Source organism: Micromonospora sp. CPCC 205546, assembly GCF_036902715.1.
In the GTDB taxonomy this organism is placed as follows: Bacteria; Actinomycetota; Actinomycetes; order Mycobacteriales; family Micromonosporaceae; genus Micromonospora.
Genome location: NZ_JBAKHL010000065.1, coordinates 1 through 18,416 on the forward strand (window position 1 = coordinate 1; position 18,416 = coordinate 18,416).

Genomic DNA, 18,416 nt, shown 5'->3' on the forward strand with positions numbered 1-18,416 from the left:
CGCCGCCGGCGAAGGCGAGCCCGGCAGCGGTCAGAGCGGTCCTACGCAGCATGTCGGTACGCATGATGGTCGGCACCTTTCGATCGGGGGTGCGCGGACGCGCGGGGGAGCGGCGTGCCGCGAGGGGGGAGTCAGAACGGATCGCTCCGGCGGCGGGGGCCTGCTCGGGCATCCGGGATGTCTCAACGACCCGGGTCGGTCAGCCATTCCGCCGGCCGGTCGGGCCACCCGTGGCGCGGGGGAGCGCCGTGGGTATGCCATGTTCAACGACCCGCCCCGGCCCACGATTCCGCCGCCCGGGTGGCGCCGACCACGCGACGTTTCGGACGGCGGCCATGTTCGGGGCATGCACCGGACATCCCGAACCGGACAAACGCCCCGCATCGTCGCTGTGCGCAGCCAGCGGTCGTCGGGTGAGCATGGGGTGCGAGCGCGCTGTCGAGGTGATGTCGTGAACGACTCACGCTGCCGCGCCGGCAGCCGGGGCGCCGCCGCCGTGTGACCCGCGCGGGCCGCCTCGTCGCAGTCACGAACCGCGCCGCACCCGGGCGAGCTGTCGGAGCCCGCCCGGGTGACTCCCTTCCCCGCCGTCGGCCCGCCCCGCCGGACGCCCTGGGCACCGGGACATCGCTGAATCGGCTACGACATCACCTCGACAGCGCACGAGGCGCACACCCCCGCCGCCACGCCCGCGTGCCGGCCAGCAACGGCAACCGACGGCAGTGACCCGTCGGGCGTAACCACCTGACCCGATATCGAGGAGGTGATTTTCCCGACGGCGACGGCGAGGGCGAGGGCGTCAGGCGGACGGGGTGGGCGCGGGGGCCTCCTCGGGGCCGGCCTGGGCGGGGATCGCCGCCTTCGGCGCGGCGGGCGCCGGTGGCCCGGCCGGCCAGGGGATCTCCGGCGAGCGGTGGAAGGCGATGCCGGCGGTGGCCCAGCGCGGGCCGTGCCCGGCCAGCCGGTCGCGGAACCCGGCCCAGTCGTGCGTCGCGCGGGGCGACCAGCCCAGTTCGGCGATCGCGGGCAGGCGCGGGAAGAGCATGAACTCGATCTCCGCCCGCGAGGTGACCGACTCGGTCCACAGGGGCGCCTCCACCCCGAGCACCGCCTGGGTGGGCACGCCGGCCACGTGGGTGCCGGGATCCCAGTCGTACGCCCGCCGCACGTCGATCAGGCCCGCCCAGTCGTGCCCGATCGGGGTGTCCGGGGCGTACTTCATGTCGAGGTAGGCGTGGTTGCCGGGGGAGAGGACGAGCCGCGCGCCCCGGCGGACGGCGTCCGCGGTGACCGGGTCCTCGCCGTCGGTGCCCCACCACTGGAGCACGCGTCCCTCGGCGTGCGCCATGGGTGCGATCTGGTGCCACCCCATCACCGTCCTGCCGGTCGCCGCGACGACGCGCTGGACCCGCTCGACGAAGGCGGCGTACGCGTCGGGGCGCACCTTGAACGCCTCGTCGCCCCCGATGTGCAGCCACGGCCCGGGAGTGAGCTCGGTGATCTCGCCCAGCACGTCGGCGACGAACTCGTACGTGCGCTCGCTGCCGGGGTCGACGTAGCTGAAGCCGACCTCGGTGCCGGCGTACGGCGGCGGTGCCACGCGGTCCGGGGCCAGTTCGCCGTACGCGGTCAGCGCCGCGTGGGTGTGCCCCGGCAGGTCGATCTCCGGCACCACCGTGACGTGCCGCTCGGCGGCGTAGGCGACGATCCGCCGGTAGTCGTCGCGGCTGTAGTGCCCGCCCGGACCGCCACCCACCTCACTCGCCCCGCCGACCTCGGCCAGCCGGGGCCAGGAGTCGACCGCGATCCGCCAGCCCTGGTCGTCGGTCAGGTGCAGGTGCAGGTGGTTGAGCTTGTAGCGGGCCAGGTGGTCGATCACCCGCAGCACGTCCGGTACGCCGAAGAAGTGCCGGGCCACGTCGAGCATCGCCCCCCGGTAGGGGAACCGGGGCCGGTCGACGATCGACCCGCCGGGCAGCGTCCAGCGCCCGGCGACCGGCGTCGGGCTCTCGATGGCCGCGGGCAGGAGCTGGCGCACCGTCTGTGCGCCGAAGAAGAGCCCGGCCGGGGTGGCGGCCTCGATCCGCACCCCGTCGGACGCCACGTCGAGCCGGTAGCCCTCCGCACCGAGGTCGTCGGAGTCGACCAGCGCGAGCGTGATGCCGGCGGCCTGCTCCGGCCGGGCGGCGTCGGTCACCGGCAACGGGTAGCCGGTGGGGGGCCGCAACAGGTCGGCCAGCTGCCGGGCGACGCGGCGGGCGGCGTCGTGTGAACGGGCGGCCTCGCCGGGGCTCACCCGGATCACCGCGTCGGGAGTGAGCACGAAGTCGGCGCCCGCGACCGGCGTGACCCGCTCCGGGGCCGGCACGACGTCGCCCAGCCGGGGCCGCGCGGCCGGGACGGGCAGGTCGGTGGCGCCGATCCCCGAGGTGGACCGGTCGCCGGTCGGCGGGGCGGGCAGGTCGCCGACCTCGCGCGGCGCGGCGAGCGCGTCCGCGGCGGCCAGGGCCGCGACCCGGGCCAGCTCGGCGGCGTCCGGCTCGTGGCGGGGCAGGTCGGGGTGCCCGGCCGACCGCTCGTCCGCCCCGGCGCGGGACGGGTCGAGCGGCTCCGGGGCGGCGGTGGGAACGGATGGCACGGCGTCGGCTCCGAGGGGTGTATTTGCGATGGTTGTGGCAATGGTGAGGTTCACCGGAAGACGTGCGACCAAGACTACGAGGCGAAGCCGGACATGCGTGATCGTGCTCATGGAAGCGTTCCCAACAACCGGTACGAACGCGGATAGTCGTGATAGCTGTGCCGATTGTCACCGAATGGCCCCTGGCCAGGCGAAGTTCGCTTAGCCTTCGCCCACCGGCCGGCTTGGCACCGGGATTGCCGGTGGTCCGTCCCGGGGTAATGGAGCAACTGAACCTTCGTTAAGTGTCGGACCGGCGCGCGTGGGAGGGCTCTGGTGGCAAAGCAAGAGACGGTGGAACACAAGTACGTCTACGCCTTCGCCGAGGGCAACAAGGACCTCAAGGACCTGCTCGGCGGCAAGGGGGCCAATCTGGCCGAGATGACCAGGCTCGGCCTTCCGGTCCCACCGGGCTTCACGATCACCACGGAGGCCTGCAAGGCGTACCTCGCCACCGGGGAGGAACCCGACGGCCTGGCCGGCCAGATCGCCGCGCACCTCGCGTCGCTGGAGCAGGCGATGGGCAAGCGCCTCGGTGACCCGGAGGACCCGCTGCTGGTCTCCGTCCGCTCCGGCGCCAAGTTCTCCATGCCCGGCATGATGGAGACCGTCCTCAACGTCGGCCTCAACGACCGTAGCGTCCAAGGGCTGGCCCGACAGGCCGGCGGCTCGGGCGGGCAGGCGACCCCCGGCGGCGCGGACCGGTTCGCCTGGGACTCGTACCGTCGGCTGATCCAGATGTTCGGCAAGACGGTGTGCGAGGTGCCCGGCGAGGAGTTCGAGCACGCGCTCGACGACGCCAAACGCGCCAAGGGCACCCGGGACGACCTCGGTCTCGACGCCGACGACCTGCGGGGGCTGGTCGACGCGTACAAGAAGATCTTCTTCAAGCACACCGGCCGGGAGTTCCCGCAGGAGCCGCGCGAGCAGCTCGACCTGGCCATCCGCGCGGTCTTCGAGTCGTGGAACGCCGAGCGTGCGGTGCTCTACCGCCGCCAGGAGCGGATCCCGGCCGACCTCGGCACCGCGGTCAACGTGGTGACGATGGTCTTCGGCAACCTCGGCCCGGACTCCGGCACCGGCGTCGCGTTCACCCGCGACCCCGCCAGCGGCGCCCAGGGCATCTACGGCGACTACCTGGCCAACGCCCAGGGCGAGGACGTCGTCGCGGGCATCCGCAACACGGTGCCGCTGCAGGAGCTGGAGCGGCTGGACAAGAAGTCGTACGACGAGCTGCTCGGCATCATGGCCCGGCTCGAGGGCCACTACCGGGATCTCTGCGACATCGAGTTCACCATCGAGCGCGGCAAGCTCTGGATGCTCCAGACCCGCGTCGGCAAGCGCACGGCCGCGGCGGCGTTCGTCATCGCCGGGCAGCTCGTCGACGAGGGCCTGATCGACCTCGACGAGGCCCTGCACCGGGTCAACGGCGCGCAGCTCGCCCAGCTGATGTTCCCCCGGTTCCGGCTCGACCACGAGTTCCAGCCGGTGGCCAAGGGCATCGGGGCGTCGCCGGGCGCCGCGTCGGGCAAGGTGGTCTTCACCTCCGCCCGCGCGGTCGAACTGGCCGCCGAGGGGGAGTTGGTGATCCTGGTCCGCCGTGAGACCAACCCCGACGACCTCAACGGCATGATCGCCGCGCAGGGCATCCTCACCTCGCGCGGCGGCAAGACCAGCCACGCCGCCGTGGTGGCGCGGGGCATGGGCAAGACCTGCGTCTCCGGCGCCGACGAGATCGAGGTCAACGTCCCACAGCGCCGGTTCGTCGTCGGCGGGCAGACCGTGGTCGAGGGCGACGTCGTCTCCATCGACGGCACCACGGGCAAGGTCTACCTCGGCGAGGTGCCGGTCATGCCGTCGGAGGTGGTGCAGTACTTCGAGGGCAGCCTCGACCCCGAGCACGTCGACAACGCGCTGGTCCGGGCCGTACACCGGATCATGTCGCACGCCGACGCCAGGCGGCGGCTGGCCGTGCGGACGAACGCCGACACCGGCGCGGACGCCGCCCGGGCCCGGCGCTTCGGCGCGGAGGGCATCGGCCTCTGCCGCACCGAGCACATGTTCCTCGGCGACCGGCGTGAGCTGGTCGAGCGCCTCATCCTGGCCCGCGACAACACCGAGCGGGAGGCCGCGCTGGCCGCGCTGCTGCCGTTGCAGCGCGCCGACTTCGAGGAGATCTTCCGGGAGATGGACGGGATGCCCGTCACCGTCCGGTTGATCGACCCGCCGTTGCACGAGTTCCTGCCCCCGCTGGAGCAGCTCGCGGTCAACGTGGCGGTGGCCCAGGAGCGCGGTGAGGACGTCGCCCAGGAGGAGGCGCTGCTCGCCGCCGTCCGACGGATGCACGAGGAGAACCCGATGCTGGGTCTGCGCGGCGTCCGCCTCGGCCTGGTCATCCCCGGCCTGTTCGCCATGCAGGTCCGGGCCATCGCGGAGGCCGCGGTCACCGTCACCCGCGGCGGCGCGGTGGCCCGACCGGAGATCATGGTTCCCCTGGTCGGCGCGGTGCAGGAGCTGGAGACCGTCCGCGCCGAGGCCGAGAAGATCATCTCCGAGGTGGTCGGGGACAGCGGCGTCGAGGTGCTGATCGGCACGATGATCGAGGTGCCCCGGGCGGCGCTGACCGCCGGCCAGATCGCCGAGGCGGCCGAGTTCTTCTCCTTCGGCACCAACGACCTGACCCAGATGGGCTGGGGCTTCTCCCGCGACGACGTCGAGGGCGCGTTCTTCTGGCGGTATCTGGAGCTGGGCATCTTCGGCATCTCGCCGTTCGAGTCGATCGACCGCGACGGCGTGGGTCGGCTGGTGCGCATCGCCGCGGAGGAGGGGCGGGCGGCCCGGCCGGGACTGAAGCTCGGCGTCTGCGGCGAGCACGGGGGCGACCCGGAGTCGGTGCACTTCTTCCACGAGGTAGGCCTGGACTACGTGTCCTGCTCGCCCTTCCGGGTGCCCGTCGCCCGGCTGGAGGCCGGCCGCGCGGCGGTGGAGACCGACGGCTCCGACAGCCGCTGACAGGGCGGAGACGACAGGCCGGCGGCGGGCCCGGGGGAGCGGGTCCGCCGTCGCCGCCGTGCGGGCGGCCCGTGCCGGCGGAGGAGGCCGACGCGACGGTGGCCGCCGGCGAGGACGACCGCACCGAGGACCGGGAGCCGGCCGCACCGACCGGTCCGACCGAATCCGGGAGCCACTCAGACCGGCGGCCGTCGCCAGGTGTGGGAGGTGACGCGCCGGGGCAGCCTGCCGCCCGAGGTGCGGGCCACGATGGCGGCGTGCGCCTCGGGCACCGACGCCGCACCGACCCGGCGGCAGGTGTCCAGCACCGAGCCGGTGCGCCGGGCCACCGCCCGCGCGTCGGCGTGCAGCTCCTCCAGGTCGGCGCCGGCGTCGGCGACCAGCGTCAACAGGGCGTTGCGCCCGGCGGGATAGGTGACCACCGCGCCGGTCGAGGTGCGGAGCACCGACTCCCGGAACTCGCCGTGCCGCACCGTGTCGGCCACCCGGTGGCCGAGGCCGAAGCTGGCCGCCGCGAGCGCCGCCAGGTGGGTGGCGTCCGTCGCGGGCAGGTCGCTGGAGATCAGCAGCCCGTCCGTGCCGGCCAGCACGCTGCCCGCCACCTCGGGACGGCGCAGGCGCAGCTCCGACAGTTCCGTTCCCATCATCGTGTCCGCGTCCACGGGTGTCTCCCCACCGTCGGGCCCTCAGTCTGGTCACGTTCCGCGCCGGGAACGCTACCGGCGGCCACGCGACACCGCGATCCCGTAACCGTCGGCGATCGGTCGACAACTCTGGACTGTTCGGAGGTTGCGCGGCCGTCGCCCACGCGCCGGCGGCGAGCCGTCCGCGGCGCGCGGGCGTAACCTGATCGGCATGAGCAGCGCCTGGGAGAGCCTGACCGTCGACGCCCGGGACCCCGCCCGGCTCGCCCGCTGGTGGGCCGAGGCGCTGGGCTACCAGGTGGTCAACGAACAACCGGACGAGGTGGAGATCCGCCGGTCCGCCGACCGGCTGCCGGGCATCGTCTTCGTGCCGGTCACCGACGACAAGACCACCAGGAACCGGTTGCACCTCGACCTGCGCCCCGACGACCAGGAGGCCGAGGTCGAGCGGCTGGTCGACATGGGGGCCCGGCACGTCGACGTGGGACAGGGCGACGTGGAGTGGACCGTGCTGGCCGATCCGGAGGGCAACGAGTTCTGCGTGCTGCGGCAGCGTGCGGACTGAACACCCCGGCCCGGACGATCCGGACGTCGCCCGCCGGGTCGACGAGCCGCCGAAGGACACCGGACACGGGCGCTCGGCGTACGAGCGGGACCGCGCCCGGGTGCTGCACTCGGCGGCGTTCCGGCGGCTCGCCGCGAAGACCCAGGTGCACACGGCCGGCACCGACGACTTCCTGCGTACCCGGCTGACCCACTCGCTGGAGGTCGCGCAGATCGCCCGGGAGATGGGTGCCCGGCTGGGCTGCGACCCCGACGTGGTCGACACCGCCGGGCTCGCCCACGACCTCGGCCACCCGCCGTTCGGGCACAACGGCGAGGCCGCGCTCGACGACCTGGCGGCTGGCTGCGGCGGCTTCGAGGGCAACGCGCAGACGCTGCGGGTGCTCACCCGGCTGGAGGCCAAGGTCCTCGCCCCGGACGGGACGTCCGCCGGCCTCAACCTGACCCGCGCCTCGCTCGACGCCGTCAGCAAGTACCCGTGGCCCCGGCGGCAGGGCGTGCGGAAGTTCGGGGCGTACGACGACGACCTCCCGGTCTTCGCCTGGCTGCGCGCCGGCGGCCCGGGTGACGACCGGCGCTGCCTGGAGGCGCAGGTGATGGACTGGGCCGACGACGTCGCGTACTCGGTGCACGACGTCGAGGACGGCATCCACGGCGGGTACGTGCCGCTGCCGTCGCTGCGCGATTCGCAGGAACGGGCCGCGCTCTGCGCCGACGTCGCCGCCACCTACTCCGGCGAGTCCCCGGCCGACCTCGGCGAGGTGCTGCTGGAGCTGCTCGACGACCCGGTGCTCGCCCCGCTGGCCGGCTACGACGGCAGCCACCGCGCGCAGGTGGCGCTCAAGGAGACCACCAGCGTGCTGACCGGCCGCTTCGTCTCGAGCGTGGTGGCGGCCACACAGGAGCGGTACGGCCCCGGCCCGCACCGCCGCTACGCCGCCGACCTGGTGGTGCCCCGCCGCACCCGGGCGCGGTGCGCGCTGCTCAAGGGCATCGCCCTGCGGTACGTGATGCGTCGCCCCGGCGCGGGGGACCGCTACCGGCGGCAGCGGGAGGTCCTGGCGGAGCTGGTGCACGCCCTGGCCGACCGGGCGCCGGACGGGCTGGATCCCGTCTTCGCCGCGCTCTGGTCGGCCGCGCCGGACGACGCCGCCCGGCTCCGGGTGGTGATCGACCAGGTCGCCTCGCTGACCGACCCGGGGGCCGTCGCCTGGCACGCGCGGTTGGTGCGCGGCGCGGGGGACGCCGCCGACGGGGGAGCGGGGATGGGCGACCGGGCGAACTTAGGCTAACCTAACCGACATGACGGAGCGCCCCATCAAGGTCACGACCGCCCGGGTACTGCGCACCGGGCGGCCCACCCCACACCTCGTCCGGCTGGTGCTCGGGGGTGAGGACCTGGTCGGCCTGCCGGTGGGCGAGTTCACCGACCACTACATCAAGATCGTCTTTCCGGCGCCGGGCACGCGGTACCCGAGTCTGACGGATCTCAACGCGCTCCGCCGCGACCTGCCCCGGGAGCAGTGGCCCCGGCTGCGCGCGTACACGGTGCGGGCCTGGGACGCGGCAGCCGGCGAAATGACCGTCGACATCGTGCACCACGGCGACGTGGGCGTGGGCGGGCCGTGGGCGGCCGCGCTGCGCCCCGGCGACCCGGTGCACTTCGTCGGCCCCGGTGGGGCGTACGCCCCGAGCCCGGACGCCGACTGGCACCTGCTGGTGGGCGACGAGAGCGCGCTGCCGGCGATCGCCGCCGCCCTGGAGCGGCTGCCCGCCGGCGCTCCGGCCGCCGTCTTCGTCGAGGTCGCCGACCGGGCCGACGAGCAGCCGCTCGCCAGCCCCGGCGCGGTACGCCTGACCTGGCTGCACCGGGGCGACCGCCCGGTCGGGGAGGCCCTGGTCGAGGCCGTGCGCGCCCTGGAGTTCCCGCCCGGTGACGTGCACGCCTTCGTGCACGGCGAGGCCACCTTCGTGAAGGAGCTGCGCCGCCTGCTGCGCGTCGAGCGTGGCGTCTCCCGCGAGCGGCTCTCCATCTCCGGCTACTGGCGTCGCGGCCTCGACGACGAGGGCTGGCGGGCCAGCAAGCCCGACTGGAACCGGCAGGTCGAGGCCGAGGAGTCCACCGCCGTACCGGCCTGAGCGACGCCGGGGACCCCGTGCCCGGCGTCCCGCCCGGCCCGGAGGTGCCCGCGACCCCCGCGCGACGGGTCCGCCGACGCCAGCCGGTCGGACTTGAACCTGACGCGGCGTCAGGTTCTACCGTCGTGGACGCCGGCGCATCCGTCGTCGGTGGAAGTCGGAGGAGACGGACGTGGAGCAGTCGCGGACGTGGCGGATCGGGGAGCTCGCCCGGGCGACCGGCCTCACGGTGCGCACCCTGCACCACTGGGACCACCTCGGCCTCGTGACGCCCTCCGGGCGCACCGCGGCGGGGCACCGCCGCTACGAGGAGCGCGACGTCGAGCGCCTGTACGAGGTGCTCGCCCTGCGTCGCCTCGGGGTTCCGCTGGCCACCGTCGGGAAGCTGCTGGGCGGGACGGTCTCGGTCGACGACGTCCTGCGCCAGCACCTCCGCCTCGTCGACGAGCAGCTCGTCGCCCTGCGCCGGCTCCGCGCCGGCCTCGGCGCGATGGCGGGCGCGCGACCGCGGTCGACCGCCGACTTCCTCAGCCTGATCCGGGAGGTCGTCGTCGTGGACGAGATCGTCGAGAGGTACTTCACCGCCGAGCAGTTGGCCGGGCTGGCCGAGCGCCGCGAGCGCGAGGCCGGACAGGTGGCGGCCGTCGAGGCGGCGTGGCCGGACCTCATCGCGCGGGTCCAGGCCGCCATCGACGCGGGCACCGACCCCGCCGGCGAGGACGGCAGGGCCCTCGCCACGGAATGGGCGGCACTGCTGGAGCGGTTCCACCGCGGCGACGACGGGCTCCGCCGCTCGCTCTACGCCATGCAGGCGGAGAACGCGGACACCATCCGGCGGGAGCACGGCGGGCCGAGCGCCGAGCAGATCGCGTTCATCGCCGCGGCGTCCGCGGGGCCGGACGCTCCCGCCACGGGTGGGGCGTCGTGATCCCGCGGGAGTGGCTTCCCCACCACCGGCAGGACGATGGCGAGCTCCTCGGGTACCTCGCGCCCGCGGCGGCGGGCCGGTGCGTCCCGGTGACGCCCTTCGGCCACCCCCTCGGGCCGGCCCAGCCGGCCGACGACGCCGCCCGGCTGCTTGACGAGAGCGGGCTGAGCTATCTGGCGGACCGCTGGTACCTGCGCGTCGACGGCCGGGACGACCCGATCGTCGTACGCATCGCAGAGGTCGCCCCCGACCGGATGACGGTGCGCAACGCCGACTACGGGTACGAGGGGAACATCGGCGATCCCTTCGTCCTGGCGGTGCCGACGGACCGGCTCACCCGCGTCTGAACGCCGCCGCGAGGCGCCCGACCGGCTGCGTCCCGGTCGCCCGGCAGTGGGGTGTCTCGCGCGATGCCGCCCGGGTGCCACCCCCTGCCCCGCAGGATGGGCAGGGGGTGGCGCATGAGCGGGCAGGTACGGAACCGGCTGCCGGCCGGTGGCCGGATCGACCGGACGGTGCTGGCGCTCAGCGTCGGCGGCGTACTGGCCGTGGTGGCGTGGGGCGTGCTGGCCCGCGACTCCCTGGCCGGCTTCGGCGAGTCCGGGCTGGCCTGGGTGATCGGCACCTTCGGCTGGTTCTTCGTGGTGGCCGCCGACGCCTTCCTGGTGCTCTCGGTGATCATCGCGGCGACGAGGTTCGGCCGGATCCGGCTCGGCGCCGACGACGACGAACCCGAGTTCAGCACCCTGGCCTGGGTGGCCATGATGTTCAGCGCCGGGATGGGGATCGGCCTGGTCTTCTTCGCCGTCGCCGAGCCCATCCAGCACTACGCCGCGCCCCCGCCGGCCACCGGCGTCGCACCGCAGACCGGCGCGGCCGGCGCGACGGCCATGCAGTACACCCTCTTCCACTGGACGCTGCACCCCTGGGGGATCTACGCGGTCGTGGCGCTCGCGCTGGCGTACTCGACCTTCCGCAAGGGCCGGGAGAACCGGATCTCGGCGGCCTTCCAGCCGCTGCTCGGGGAGCGCGCCGACGGCGCGGCCGGCCGCGCGATCGACCTGCTGGCCGTCTTCGCCACCGTGTTCGGCTCGGCGACCAGCCTCGGCCTCGGCGCGCTCCAGGTCGCCGCCGGCCTCGACCTGGTGACGGGGATTCCGGACACGACGACCGTGGAGCTGGTGGTGATCGGCGCGCTCACGCTGGCATTCGTGATCTCCGCCTTCTCGGGGCTGCACCGGGGCATCAAGTGGCTCTCCACCACCAACGTGCTGCTGGCGGTGCTGCTGATGCTCTTCGTCTTCGTCGTCGGGCCGACCATCTACACGCTGGAGGTCCTGCCGGCCGCGGTGGGCGACTACCTGAGCAACCTGGTCTTCATGTCCACCCGCACCGGCGCCTTCTCCGACCCGTCGTGGCTCGGCTCCTGGACGATCTTCTACTGGGCGTGGTGGATCTCCTGGGCGCCCTTCGTGGGCACGTTCATCGCCCGCATCTCCCGGGGCCGCACGGTCCGGCAGTTCGTCGTCGGGGTGCTGCTGGTGCCGAGCGGGGCCAGCGCGGTCTGGTTCGCGGTGATGGGCGGCAGTGCCCTGCGGGCGCAGGCCACCGGCGCCCGCGACCTGGTCGCCGACGTCGGGGCGGGCACCGAGCAGGCGCTGTTCGGCCTGCTGGACGCGCTGCCGCTGGCGACGCTGACCAGCGTGCTGGCCATGGTGCTGATCGCGCTCTACTTCGTCACCAGCGCCGATTCGGCGTCGCTGGTGCTCGGCTCGCTGACCTCCCGGGGCGCGCTGCGCCCGCACCGCGCGCTGGTGGTGCTCTGGGGGGTGCTGATCGGCGCGGTCGCCGGCGTGCTGCTGCTGGTGGGCGGGCTGGACGCGCTGCAACAGGCGACCATCGTCGTCGCCCTGCCGTTCGTCGTGGTGATGCTCGGGCTGGCCGTCGCGCTGGTCCGGGACATGGCCCGGGACCCGGCGGTCCACCCGCCGCCACGGGTGCGCCGCCCCGGCCTGGCCGCGGCCGTGCGGGCCGCCCGGTCGTACGACGAGGAGGACCCGCCGCCGGTGCGGCGCTACCTGCGCCGCCCCCGCTGATCCGCGCCGGCCGCGCGGGAGCGGGTCCGGGCGCGGGCGTGACCGCCGAGGTGGCGGCGGTGCCCGCCACACGCGGCGTCCCCCGGCGGCACGCCGCCGGCGCGGCAGGGCAGGATGTACGCCGAGGGGGTGGCGGACATGGCTGGGCGGATCCGGGACGAGGACATCGCGCTGGTCCGGGAGCGCAGCTCGATCGCCGACGTCATCTCCGAGACGGTGACCCTCAGGTCGGCCGGCAGCGGCAACCTCAAGGGGCTGTGCCCGTTCCACGACGAGAAGAGCCCGTCGTTCAACGTCTCGCCGGCCCGCAACGTCTGGTACTGCTTCGGCTGCGGCGCCGGCGGCGACGCGATCAAGTTCCTGATGGACGCCGAGCACCTCAGCTTCATCGAGTCGGTCGAGCGGCTCGCCGACCGCGCCGGCCTCCAGCTGCGCTACGTCGAGGGCGACGCCGCCACCCCGCGCCCGCGTCCCCAGCAGGGGCAGCGGCAGCGCCTCGTCGCCGCGCACGCCGCCGCCGTCGAGTTCTACCGCGCGCAGCTCACCACCGCCGGCGCCCGCCCGGCCCGCGAGTTCCTGGCCCGGCGCGGCTTCGACCGGGCCGCCGCCGAGCGCTACGGCTGCGGCTTCGCGCCCGACGCCTGGGACCTGCTCACCAGGCACCTGCGTCAGCAGGGCTTCACCCACGACGAGTTGGTCACCGGCGGGCTGTCCCGGCCGTCGCGCTCCGGCACGCTGATCGACCGGTTCCGCCGCCGGCTGATGTGGCCGATCCGCGACCTGGCCGGCGACGTGATCGGCTTCGGCGCCCGCAAGCTCTTCGACGACGACGACGGCCCGAAGTACCTGAACACCCCCGAGACGCCCATCTACAAGAAGTCGCATGTCCTCTACGGCATCGACCAGGCCAAACGGGAGATCGCCAGGCAGGGCAAGGTGGTCGTGGTCGAGGGCTACACCGACGTGATGGCCTGCCACCTGGCCGGGGTGCCGACGGCCGTGGCGACCTGCGGCACGGCGTTCGGCGCGGACCACATCGGGGTGCTGCGCCGACTGCTGCTGGACACCGACGCCGTGGCCGGCGAGATCATCTTCACCTTCGACGGGGACGCCGCCGGGCAGAAGGCCGCGCTGCGCGCCTTCGAGGACGACCAGCGCTTCGTGGGGCGTACGTTCATCGCGGTCAGCCCGGACAACATGGACCCGTGCGACCTGCGCCTGGCCAAGGGCGACCTGGCGGTCCGCGACCTGGTCGCCCGCCGCGAGCCGCTGGTCGACTTCGCGCTGCGGCACGTGATCAACCGGTACGACCTCGACACCGTCGACGGCCGGGTGGAGGCGATGCGCCGGGCCGCGCCGCTGGTCGCCAAGCTCAAGGACCGGGAGAAGCGCCCGGAATACGTGCGCAAGCTCGCCGGTGACCTCGGCATGGAGATCGAGCCGGTGCAGCGGGCCGTGCTGGCCGCCGCGTCGGCCCCCCCCGGCAGGGACACCCCGCCGGCGCCCCGCCCCGCCCCGGCGGAACCGGTCGTCGACAACCCGCAGTCGATGGTCGAGCGGGAGGCGCTGAAGCTCGCCCTCCAGGAACCGGTGCTGGCCGGGCCCATGTTCGACGCGGTCGAGGCGTCGGAGTACCGCAACCCCGTGCACGCGGCCGTGCGGGCGGCCGTCGCGGCCGTCGGCGGGGCCGCGACGGCCACCGGCGGCGCGGTCTGGATCGAGTCGGTCCGTGACGCCTGCGAGGACCTGGCCGCCCGGGCACTCGTCGGCGAACTGGCCGTGGAGCCGCTGCGCATCGACGGCGAGCCCGACCCGCGCTACGTCTCGATCACCATGGCCCGGGTGCAGTGGGGCTCGGTGACCGGCCGGATCAGGGACCTCAAGTCCCGCATCCAGCGGATCAACCCGGTCAACAACAAGGACGAGTACTTCGCCGCCTTCGGCGAGCTGCTCTCGCTGGAGCAGCACGCCCGGGCGTTGCGCGAGCAGGCCGCGGGAGGACTGTAGATGGGACTGTTCCGCCGCAGGCCGAAGCTGCCCCCGGCCGACCGGCCACCGCTGGCCACCGACGAGCGGGTGCTCGCCTGGGCCGCCGTCGGCGACGGCCGGGACGGCGGGGTGGTGGTGGCCAGCAACCTCGGGCTCTGGCTGCCCGGCCGGGAACACCGGCTGGGCTGGCACGACGTCCTCAAGGCGGTCTGGTCCGGCCGGGAACTCACGGTGACGCCGGCCGAGCCGCTCGCCGAGCGCGACGGCTACCTCGTCGTGGCCGACCGCCCGGCCGAGCGGCACCTGCTGCTCGACCCGGGGGAGCTGCCGCACCAGGTGCGGCAGCGGGTGACCCGGTCGGTGGCGTACACGCAGCACCATCCGCTGCCCGGCGGCGCCGGCCGGGTCGCGGCGCGCCGGGTGCCGGGGGTGGACGGCCTCACGTGGACGGTCCGCCTCGACCCCGGCACCCCGACGGACGACCCGGAGGTGCTCGCCGAGACCGACCGCCTCGTGGCGGAGGCCCGCGCCGCCACCGCCCCGGCGGACGTCTGAGCGGCGCGGCTCAACCGCGCTGGTAGAACCGGGCGGCTCCCGGGTGCAACGGGATCGGGTCGGTGCCCGAGGCGCTCTGCTGGGTGAAGTTGCCGGCCTCCGGATGCACCCTGACAAGGTCAGCCTGGTAGTCGAAGAGCAGCCGGGTCAGGTCGTACGCCAACTGGTCGGGCATGTCGGCGCTGACCAGGATGACGTTCGCCACCGTGACCGTCGGCGTGCCGCTCTTCGTCCGGTAGACCTCCTTCGGCAGCTCGGCCGTGGTGTAGACCGACCCGTGGCGTGCGGTCAGCGGCTCCATCAGGTCGGCGATCGGCAGCAGCGCGTACGTGCCGGGGGCACTGGACAGCAGGTCGGCGATGCCCGGCGTGGGCAGGCCGCCGGAGAAGAACATCGCGTCGAGCGTGCCGGCGCGCATCCGCCGCACCGTCTCCGGCAGCGAGAGCGTGGCCCGTACGACGTCGCGGTCCGGGTCGAGACCGGCGGCGGTCAGCAGACGCCCGGCGATGATGTCCGTGCCGGATTTCGGCGAGCCGGTGGAGACCCGCTTGCCGCGCAGCCCCGACAGCTTGGTGATCTCCGCGTCGGCGCGGACGATCACGTGCGTGTAGTTGCTGTACACCCGGGCCAACGCCCGCACCGGCTGCGGCTGGCCCTCGAAGGCCCCGCGCCCCGCGGCGGCGTCCGCCGCCGTGTCGGCGAGGCTGAACGCGATCTCCATGTCGCCGCTGGCCAGCCGGTTGATGTTCTCCACCGACGCGCCGGTCGGCTCGGCCCGCGCCTCGTAGCCGGGCAGGTGGCGGCTGATCACGTCCGCGTAGCCGCCGCCGAGCTGGTAGTAGACGCCGGTGGTGTTGCCGGTGGCGAGGAAGATCCGCCCGCCGTGCCAGGGCTGCGGCCCGGCCTCGGCCGCGCCGCAACCGGCCGCGAGCACGGTCGTCAGCAGGGCCGCCAGCAGCCGGAAGGACCGTCCGGTCACGCCCGGGCCGCCGGTTCCAGGGCCTCCGCCACCCGCTGGACCAGCATGGCGGTCTCGTAGCCGATCTGGCCGAGGTCGCAGCCGGGCGCGGCGAGCACCCCGACGAGCGCGCGCTCGCCGACCGCCATCACCAGCATCACCCCGCCGTCCATGTCGACGATCTGCTGGCGTACCCGGCCGGCCGACATCAGCCGGGCGGCGCCGACGGTCAGGCTGGCCAGACCGCTGATCACGGCGGAGAGCTGGTCCACCTGGTCGGTCGCGAGATGGGGTGAGGCCGCCAGCCGCAGCCCGTCCCCGGAGACCGCGAGGGCGTGCGACACGTCCGGCACCTGTTCGGCGAAGTTGGCCAGCAGCCAGTCCAGGCCGGGGCTCACGGAGGGGGTCATGGGTTTCTCCTGGGGGGTGTCATCTGGGTACGTCGGGTCGCGGCGGCCACACCCTCGGCGAGCGAGGACAGCCGGGACCGTACGACCTCGGGGTCGAGCAGGTCACCCGCCGGACGCGCCGGCGGGGCCTCGTGCAGCGCGACCGGCAGTTGCCCGCCCCGGGTCCGGCGCGGCAGCCCGGCGCCGGTGAGCGTGGGCGGCCCGGGTGGGGACGGCGGCGTCGCGGCGACGCCGCCCGACCCGGACGGGCGCGCGCCCAGCACCGGAAGGGTGATGGTCGGCGCGTGGTGCACGCTGGCCGGGTCGGGCACGGCGGCGGGACCACCGCTCCCGGTCCGGGGCCGGAACCAGGCGGTCTGTGCGGGGACGACCGGCGCCTGCGTACGCACGGGCGCGGGCGCCTGCCGCACGGGCGGCGCCGGTGCGCGCACCGGCGGGGCGGCCTGTACGGGGGCACGTCCCTGCGGGGCGGTACGCGGGGCGACCTCCTCGACGCGGGTGAGCGCCGACTCCGGGATCTCCACCTGCGCGACGGTGCCCGCGCCGCTGTTGCGCAGTTGCACCCGCACCCCGTGCCGGGCCGCCAGGTGGGCCACCACGTGCAGGCCCATGCTGCCGGCCGAGGCGCTGGAGAGCATCGCGGGGGAGAGCAGCCGCTCGTTGATCGCGGCGAGCCGGCTGTCGCTGATGCCGATTCCCTGGTCGTGCACGCGCAGCGTGAGGCCGTCGATGGTGCGCCGGCCGTCGACGTGCACCGGGGCGTCCGGCGGGGAGTAGACGGTGGCGTTCTCCAGCAGCTCGGCGAGGAGGTGGACCAGGTTGCCCACGGCGGCGCCGTGCACCGCGGCGGTCGGCACGTCGACCTCCACCCGCGGGTAGTCCTCGATCTCCGAGGCCGCCGCCCGCACCACGTCGGCCAGCAGGTGGGCGCCGTCGTGCGTACGGCCGGGCTCCCCGCCGGCGAGGACCAGGAGGTTCTCGCCGTTCCGCCGCATGCGGGCGGCGAGGTGGTCCAGCGCGAAGAGCCGGGCCAGCGCGTCCGGGTCGGTCTCCTCGCGTTCGAACTCGTCGAGCAGCCGCAGCTGCCGGGTGATCAGGGTACGGATGCGCCGGGCCAGGGCCTCGGCCATCCGGGTCACGTCCATCCGCACCTCGGCCTGCTCACCGGCCAGGCGCAGGGCTGCCCGGTTGACCGTGTCGAAGGCCTGGGCGACCTGGGCGATCTCGTCCCGGCCCTGCCCGATGCCGGCGGTCAGCCGGGTGGCGGCCCCGTCGGCCGGTGCGCCGTCGCCGGCCGCGATGGCGGTGATCCGCTCGGGCAGCTCGCGGTGCGCCATGGTCAGCGCCGCGACCCGCAGCCGGCGCAGCCGACGGCTCGTGCGGACCGCCAGCAGCACGGCGGCGGTCAGCGACGCCAGCGCGACGGCGGTCGTCGCGCCGCCGGTGACCAGGGCCCGCCGCTGGGCGTCGCGGGCCAGCCCGACGGCCTTGCGGTCGAGGTCCTCGGAGAGTTCCCGGCCGAGCAGGTTGAGGCGCCGGATGGCCCCGCTCTGGGCCACGTACCAGGCGTCGCCGTCGGTCTTCAGGCCGGCGGGCTCGGTCTCCACGTTGAGCGCGCTGTCGCGCATCCTGCGGGCCGTGGAGACGTCGGTGCCGGCCACCAGCCGGGTGTACGCGTCCGCCGCCGGCCTGCCGGCGATCCGGGAGAACTCGGCCTGCCGCTGCTCCTGCGCGCCCCGCAGCTGGCCGAGGCGGACCAGTTCCCCGTTCGCCAGCGTGCCCCGCACGAAGATCGTGCGGAGCAGGTCGCGTTCCACGGCGGCGAGGTGCTCCTGGGCGGCGACGGCCGCCACCTCCCGGGCCCCGTTGGCCAGCTCCCGGTCGCGGAGCTGGGCCGGCAGCGCGTCGGCGACGGCGAGCAGTGACTCGACCAGCGACAGGTAGGCGGGATCGGCGGTGGTGCCGCCCAGCGCGGATCCACGGGCCGGTTCGAGCTGGCCGAGCTGCGCGTCGGCGCCGTCGAGCACCCGACGCAGGTCGGGGGCGGCGCGACGGGCGTCCGCGCTCGAGCTGCGGTAGCGCTCGACGGACGCGTCGACCCGCCGCCGCTGGGCGTCGACGAGCGGCCGTCCACTGCTGCCACCCCGCTGGCGCAGGGCCGCCGTCTCGCCGAGCTCCCGTTCCAGCTCGTGCACCAGGCGCACGGTGGCCGTCGCGGTGCCGGCCAGCACCCGGGCACGGTCCGCGTCGTCGGAGGCGTCCAGGGCGGTGGCCGTCTGGACCGCCCCCAGCACCACCAGACCCACCGTGGCCACCAGGATGGGCGCGAGCAGCTGGGTGCGTACCGACCACAGGCGGTCGGTGTGGTCGGCGGGCCGGTGGTGCCGGCGTACGCGGCCGGGGGTGGGGAGCGACACTCGGGCCCTCCGGGGCAGGGGTCGGGG

14 protein-coding genes are annotated in these 18,416 nt (G+C 74.7%); 9 read left to right on the forward strand and 5 right to left on the reverse strand.

The window, feature by feature from the left end:
- Positions 1-799 precede the first annotated feature (799 nt).
- Positions 800-2,638, reverse strand: a complete 1,839-nt coding sequence (locus V6U77_RS24240; RefSeq protein WP_442934498.1) for a beta-N-acetylhexosaminidase — start codon at positions 2,636-2,638, stop codon at positions 800-802.
- A 315-nt stretch (positions 2,639-2,953) separates the two neighbouring features.
- On the opposite strand from V6U77_RS24240, the gene ppdK reads away from it, so the two are divergent.
- Entirely contained in the window at positions 2,954-5,689 is a 2,736-nt protein-coding gene (gene ppdK, locus V6U77_RS24245; RefSeq protein WP_334608945.1) for a pyruvate, phosphate dikinase, read from the forward strand.
- 176 nt (positions 5,690-5,865) lie between these two features.
- Here ppdK and V6U77_RS24250 read toward each other — a convergent pair whose 3' ends face one another.
- The gene (locus V6U77_RS24250) at positions 5,866-6,351 is read right to left on the reverse strand and encodes a roadblock/LC7 domain-containing protein (RefSeq protein WP_334608946.1); all 486 of its coding nucleotides are present in this window, start codon (positions 6,349-6,351) and stop codon (positions 5,866-5,868) included.
- A gap of 193 nt (positions 6,352-6,544) precedes the next feature.
- Between V6U77_RS24250 and V6U77_RS24255 the strand changes: the two genes are divergently transcribed.
- The 8 genes from V6U77_RS24255 (at position 6,545) to V6U77_RS24290 (ending at position 14,604) form a co-directional block, all read left to right on the forward strand.
- Positions 6,545-6,898, forward strand: a complete 354-nt coding sequence (locus V6U77_RS24255) for a VOC family protein (RefSeq protein ID WP_334608947.1) — start codon at positions 6,545-6,547, stop codon at positions 6,896-6,898.
- Positions 6,888-8,189, forward strand: coding sequence for a deoxyguanosinetriphosphate triphosphohydrolase (locus V6U77_RS24260; protein WP_334608949.1), 1,302 nt, complete (start codon positions 6,888-6,890; stop codon positions 8,187-8,189). Before V6U77_RS24255 ends, V6U77_RS24260 begins: the two co-directional genes overlap by 11 nt.
- Before the next feature lie 10 nt (positions 8,190-8,199).
- Positions 8,200-9,036 carry a siderophore-interacting protein gene (locus V6U77_RS24265; RefSeq protein WP_334608950.1) on the forward strand — a complete coding sequence of 279 codons (837 nt, stop codon included), beginning with the start codon at positions 8,200-8,202 and terminating at the stop codon, positions 9,034-9,036.
- A gap of 172 nt (positions 9,037-9,208) precedes the next feature.
- The gene (locus tag V6U77_RS24270; RefSeq protein ID WP_334608951.1) at positions 9,209-9,964 is read left to right on the forward strand and encodes a MerR family transcriptional regulator; all 756 of its coding nucleotides are present in this window, start codon (positions 9,209-9,211) and stop codon (positions 9,962-9,964) included.
- Between the two features lie 89 nt (positions 9,965-10,053).
- Entirely contained in the window at positions 10,054-10,311 is a 258-nt protein-coding gene (locus V6U77_RS24275; protein ID WP_334608953.1) for a hypothetical protein, read from the forward strand.
- Between the two features lie 114 nt (positions 10,312-10,425).
- Positions 10,426-12,060 (forward strand): BCCT family transporter, encoded by a 1,635-nt coding sequence (locus V6U77_RS24280; protein ID WP_334608954.1) that lies wholly within the window; start codon positions 10,426-10,428, stop codon positions 12,058-12,060.
- Between the two features lie 114 nt (positions 12,061-12,174).
- Complete coding sequence (gene dnaG, locus V6U77_RS24285; RefSeq protein WP_334608955.1) at positions 12,175-14,067, forward strand: DNA primase; 1,893 nt, start codon at positions 12,175-12,177, stop codon at positions 14,065-14,067.
- Positions 14,068-14,604 carry a hypothetical protein gene (locus V6U77_RS24290; protein WP_334608957.1) on the forward strand — a complete coding sequence of 179 codons (537 nt, stop codon included), beginning with the start codon at positions 14,068-14,070 and terminating at the stop codon, positions 14,602-14,604. It begins immediately after the preceding gene.
- A gap of 10 nt (positions 14,605-14,614) precedes the next feature.
- Here V6U77_RS24290 and V6U77_RS24295 read toward each other — a convergent pair whose 3' ends face one another.
- From V6U77_RS24295 to V6U77_RS24305, 3 genes are read right to left on the reverse strand one after another with little or no spacing between them, the layout of a single operon-like run.
- The gene (locus V6U77_RS24295) at positions 14,615-15,583 is read right to left on the reverse strand and encodes a TAXI family TRAP transporter solute-binding subunit (protein WP_334608958.1); all 969 of its coding nucleotides are present in this window, start codon (positions 15,581-15,583) and stop codon (positions 14,615-14,617) included.
- Positions 15,580-15,972 (reverse strand): roadblock/LC7 domain-containing protein, encoded by a 393-nt coding sequence (locus V6U77_RS24300; protein WP_334608960.1) that lies wholly within the window; start codon positions 15,970-15,972, stop codon positions 15,580-15,582. The genes V6U77_RS24295 and V6U77_RS24300 overlap by 4 nt, the downstream gene beginning before the upstream one ends.
- Positions 15,969-18,389: a sensor histidine kinase gene (locus V6U77_RS24305; RefSeq protein WP_334608962.1), complete on the reverse strand. Its 2,421-nt coding sequence runs from the start codon at positions 18,387-18,389 to the stop codon at positions 15,969-15,971. Before V6U77_RS24305 ends, V6U77_RS24300 begins: the two co-directional genes overlap by 4 nt.
- Between the last annotated feature and the right edge of the window lie 27 nt (positions 18,390-18,416).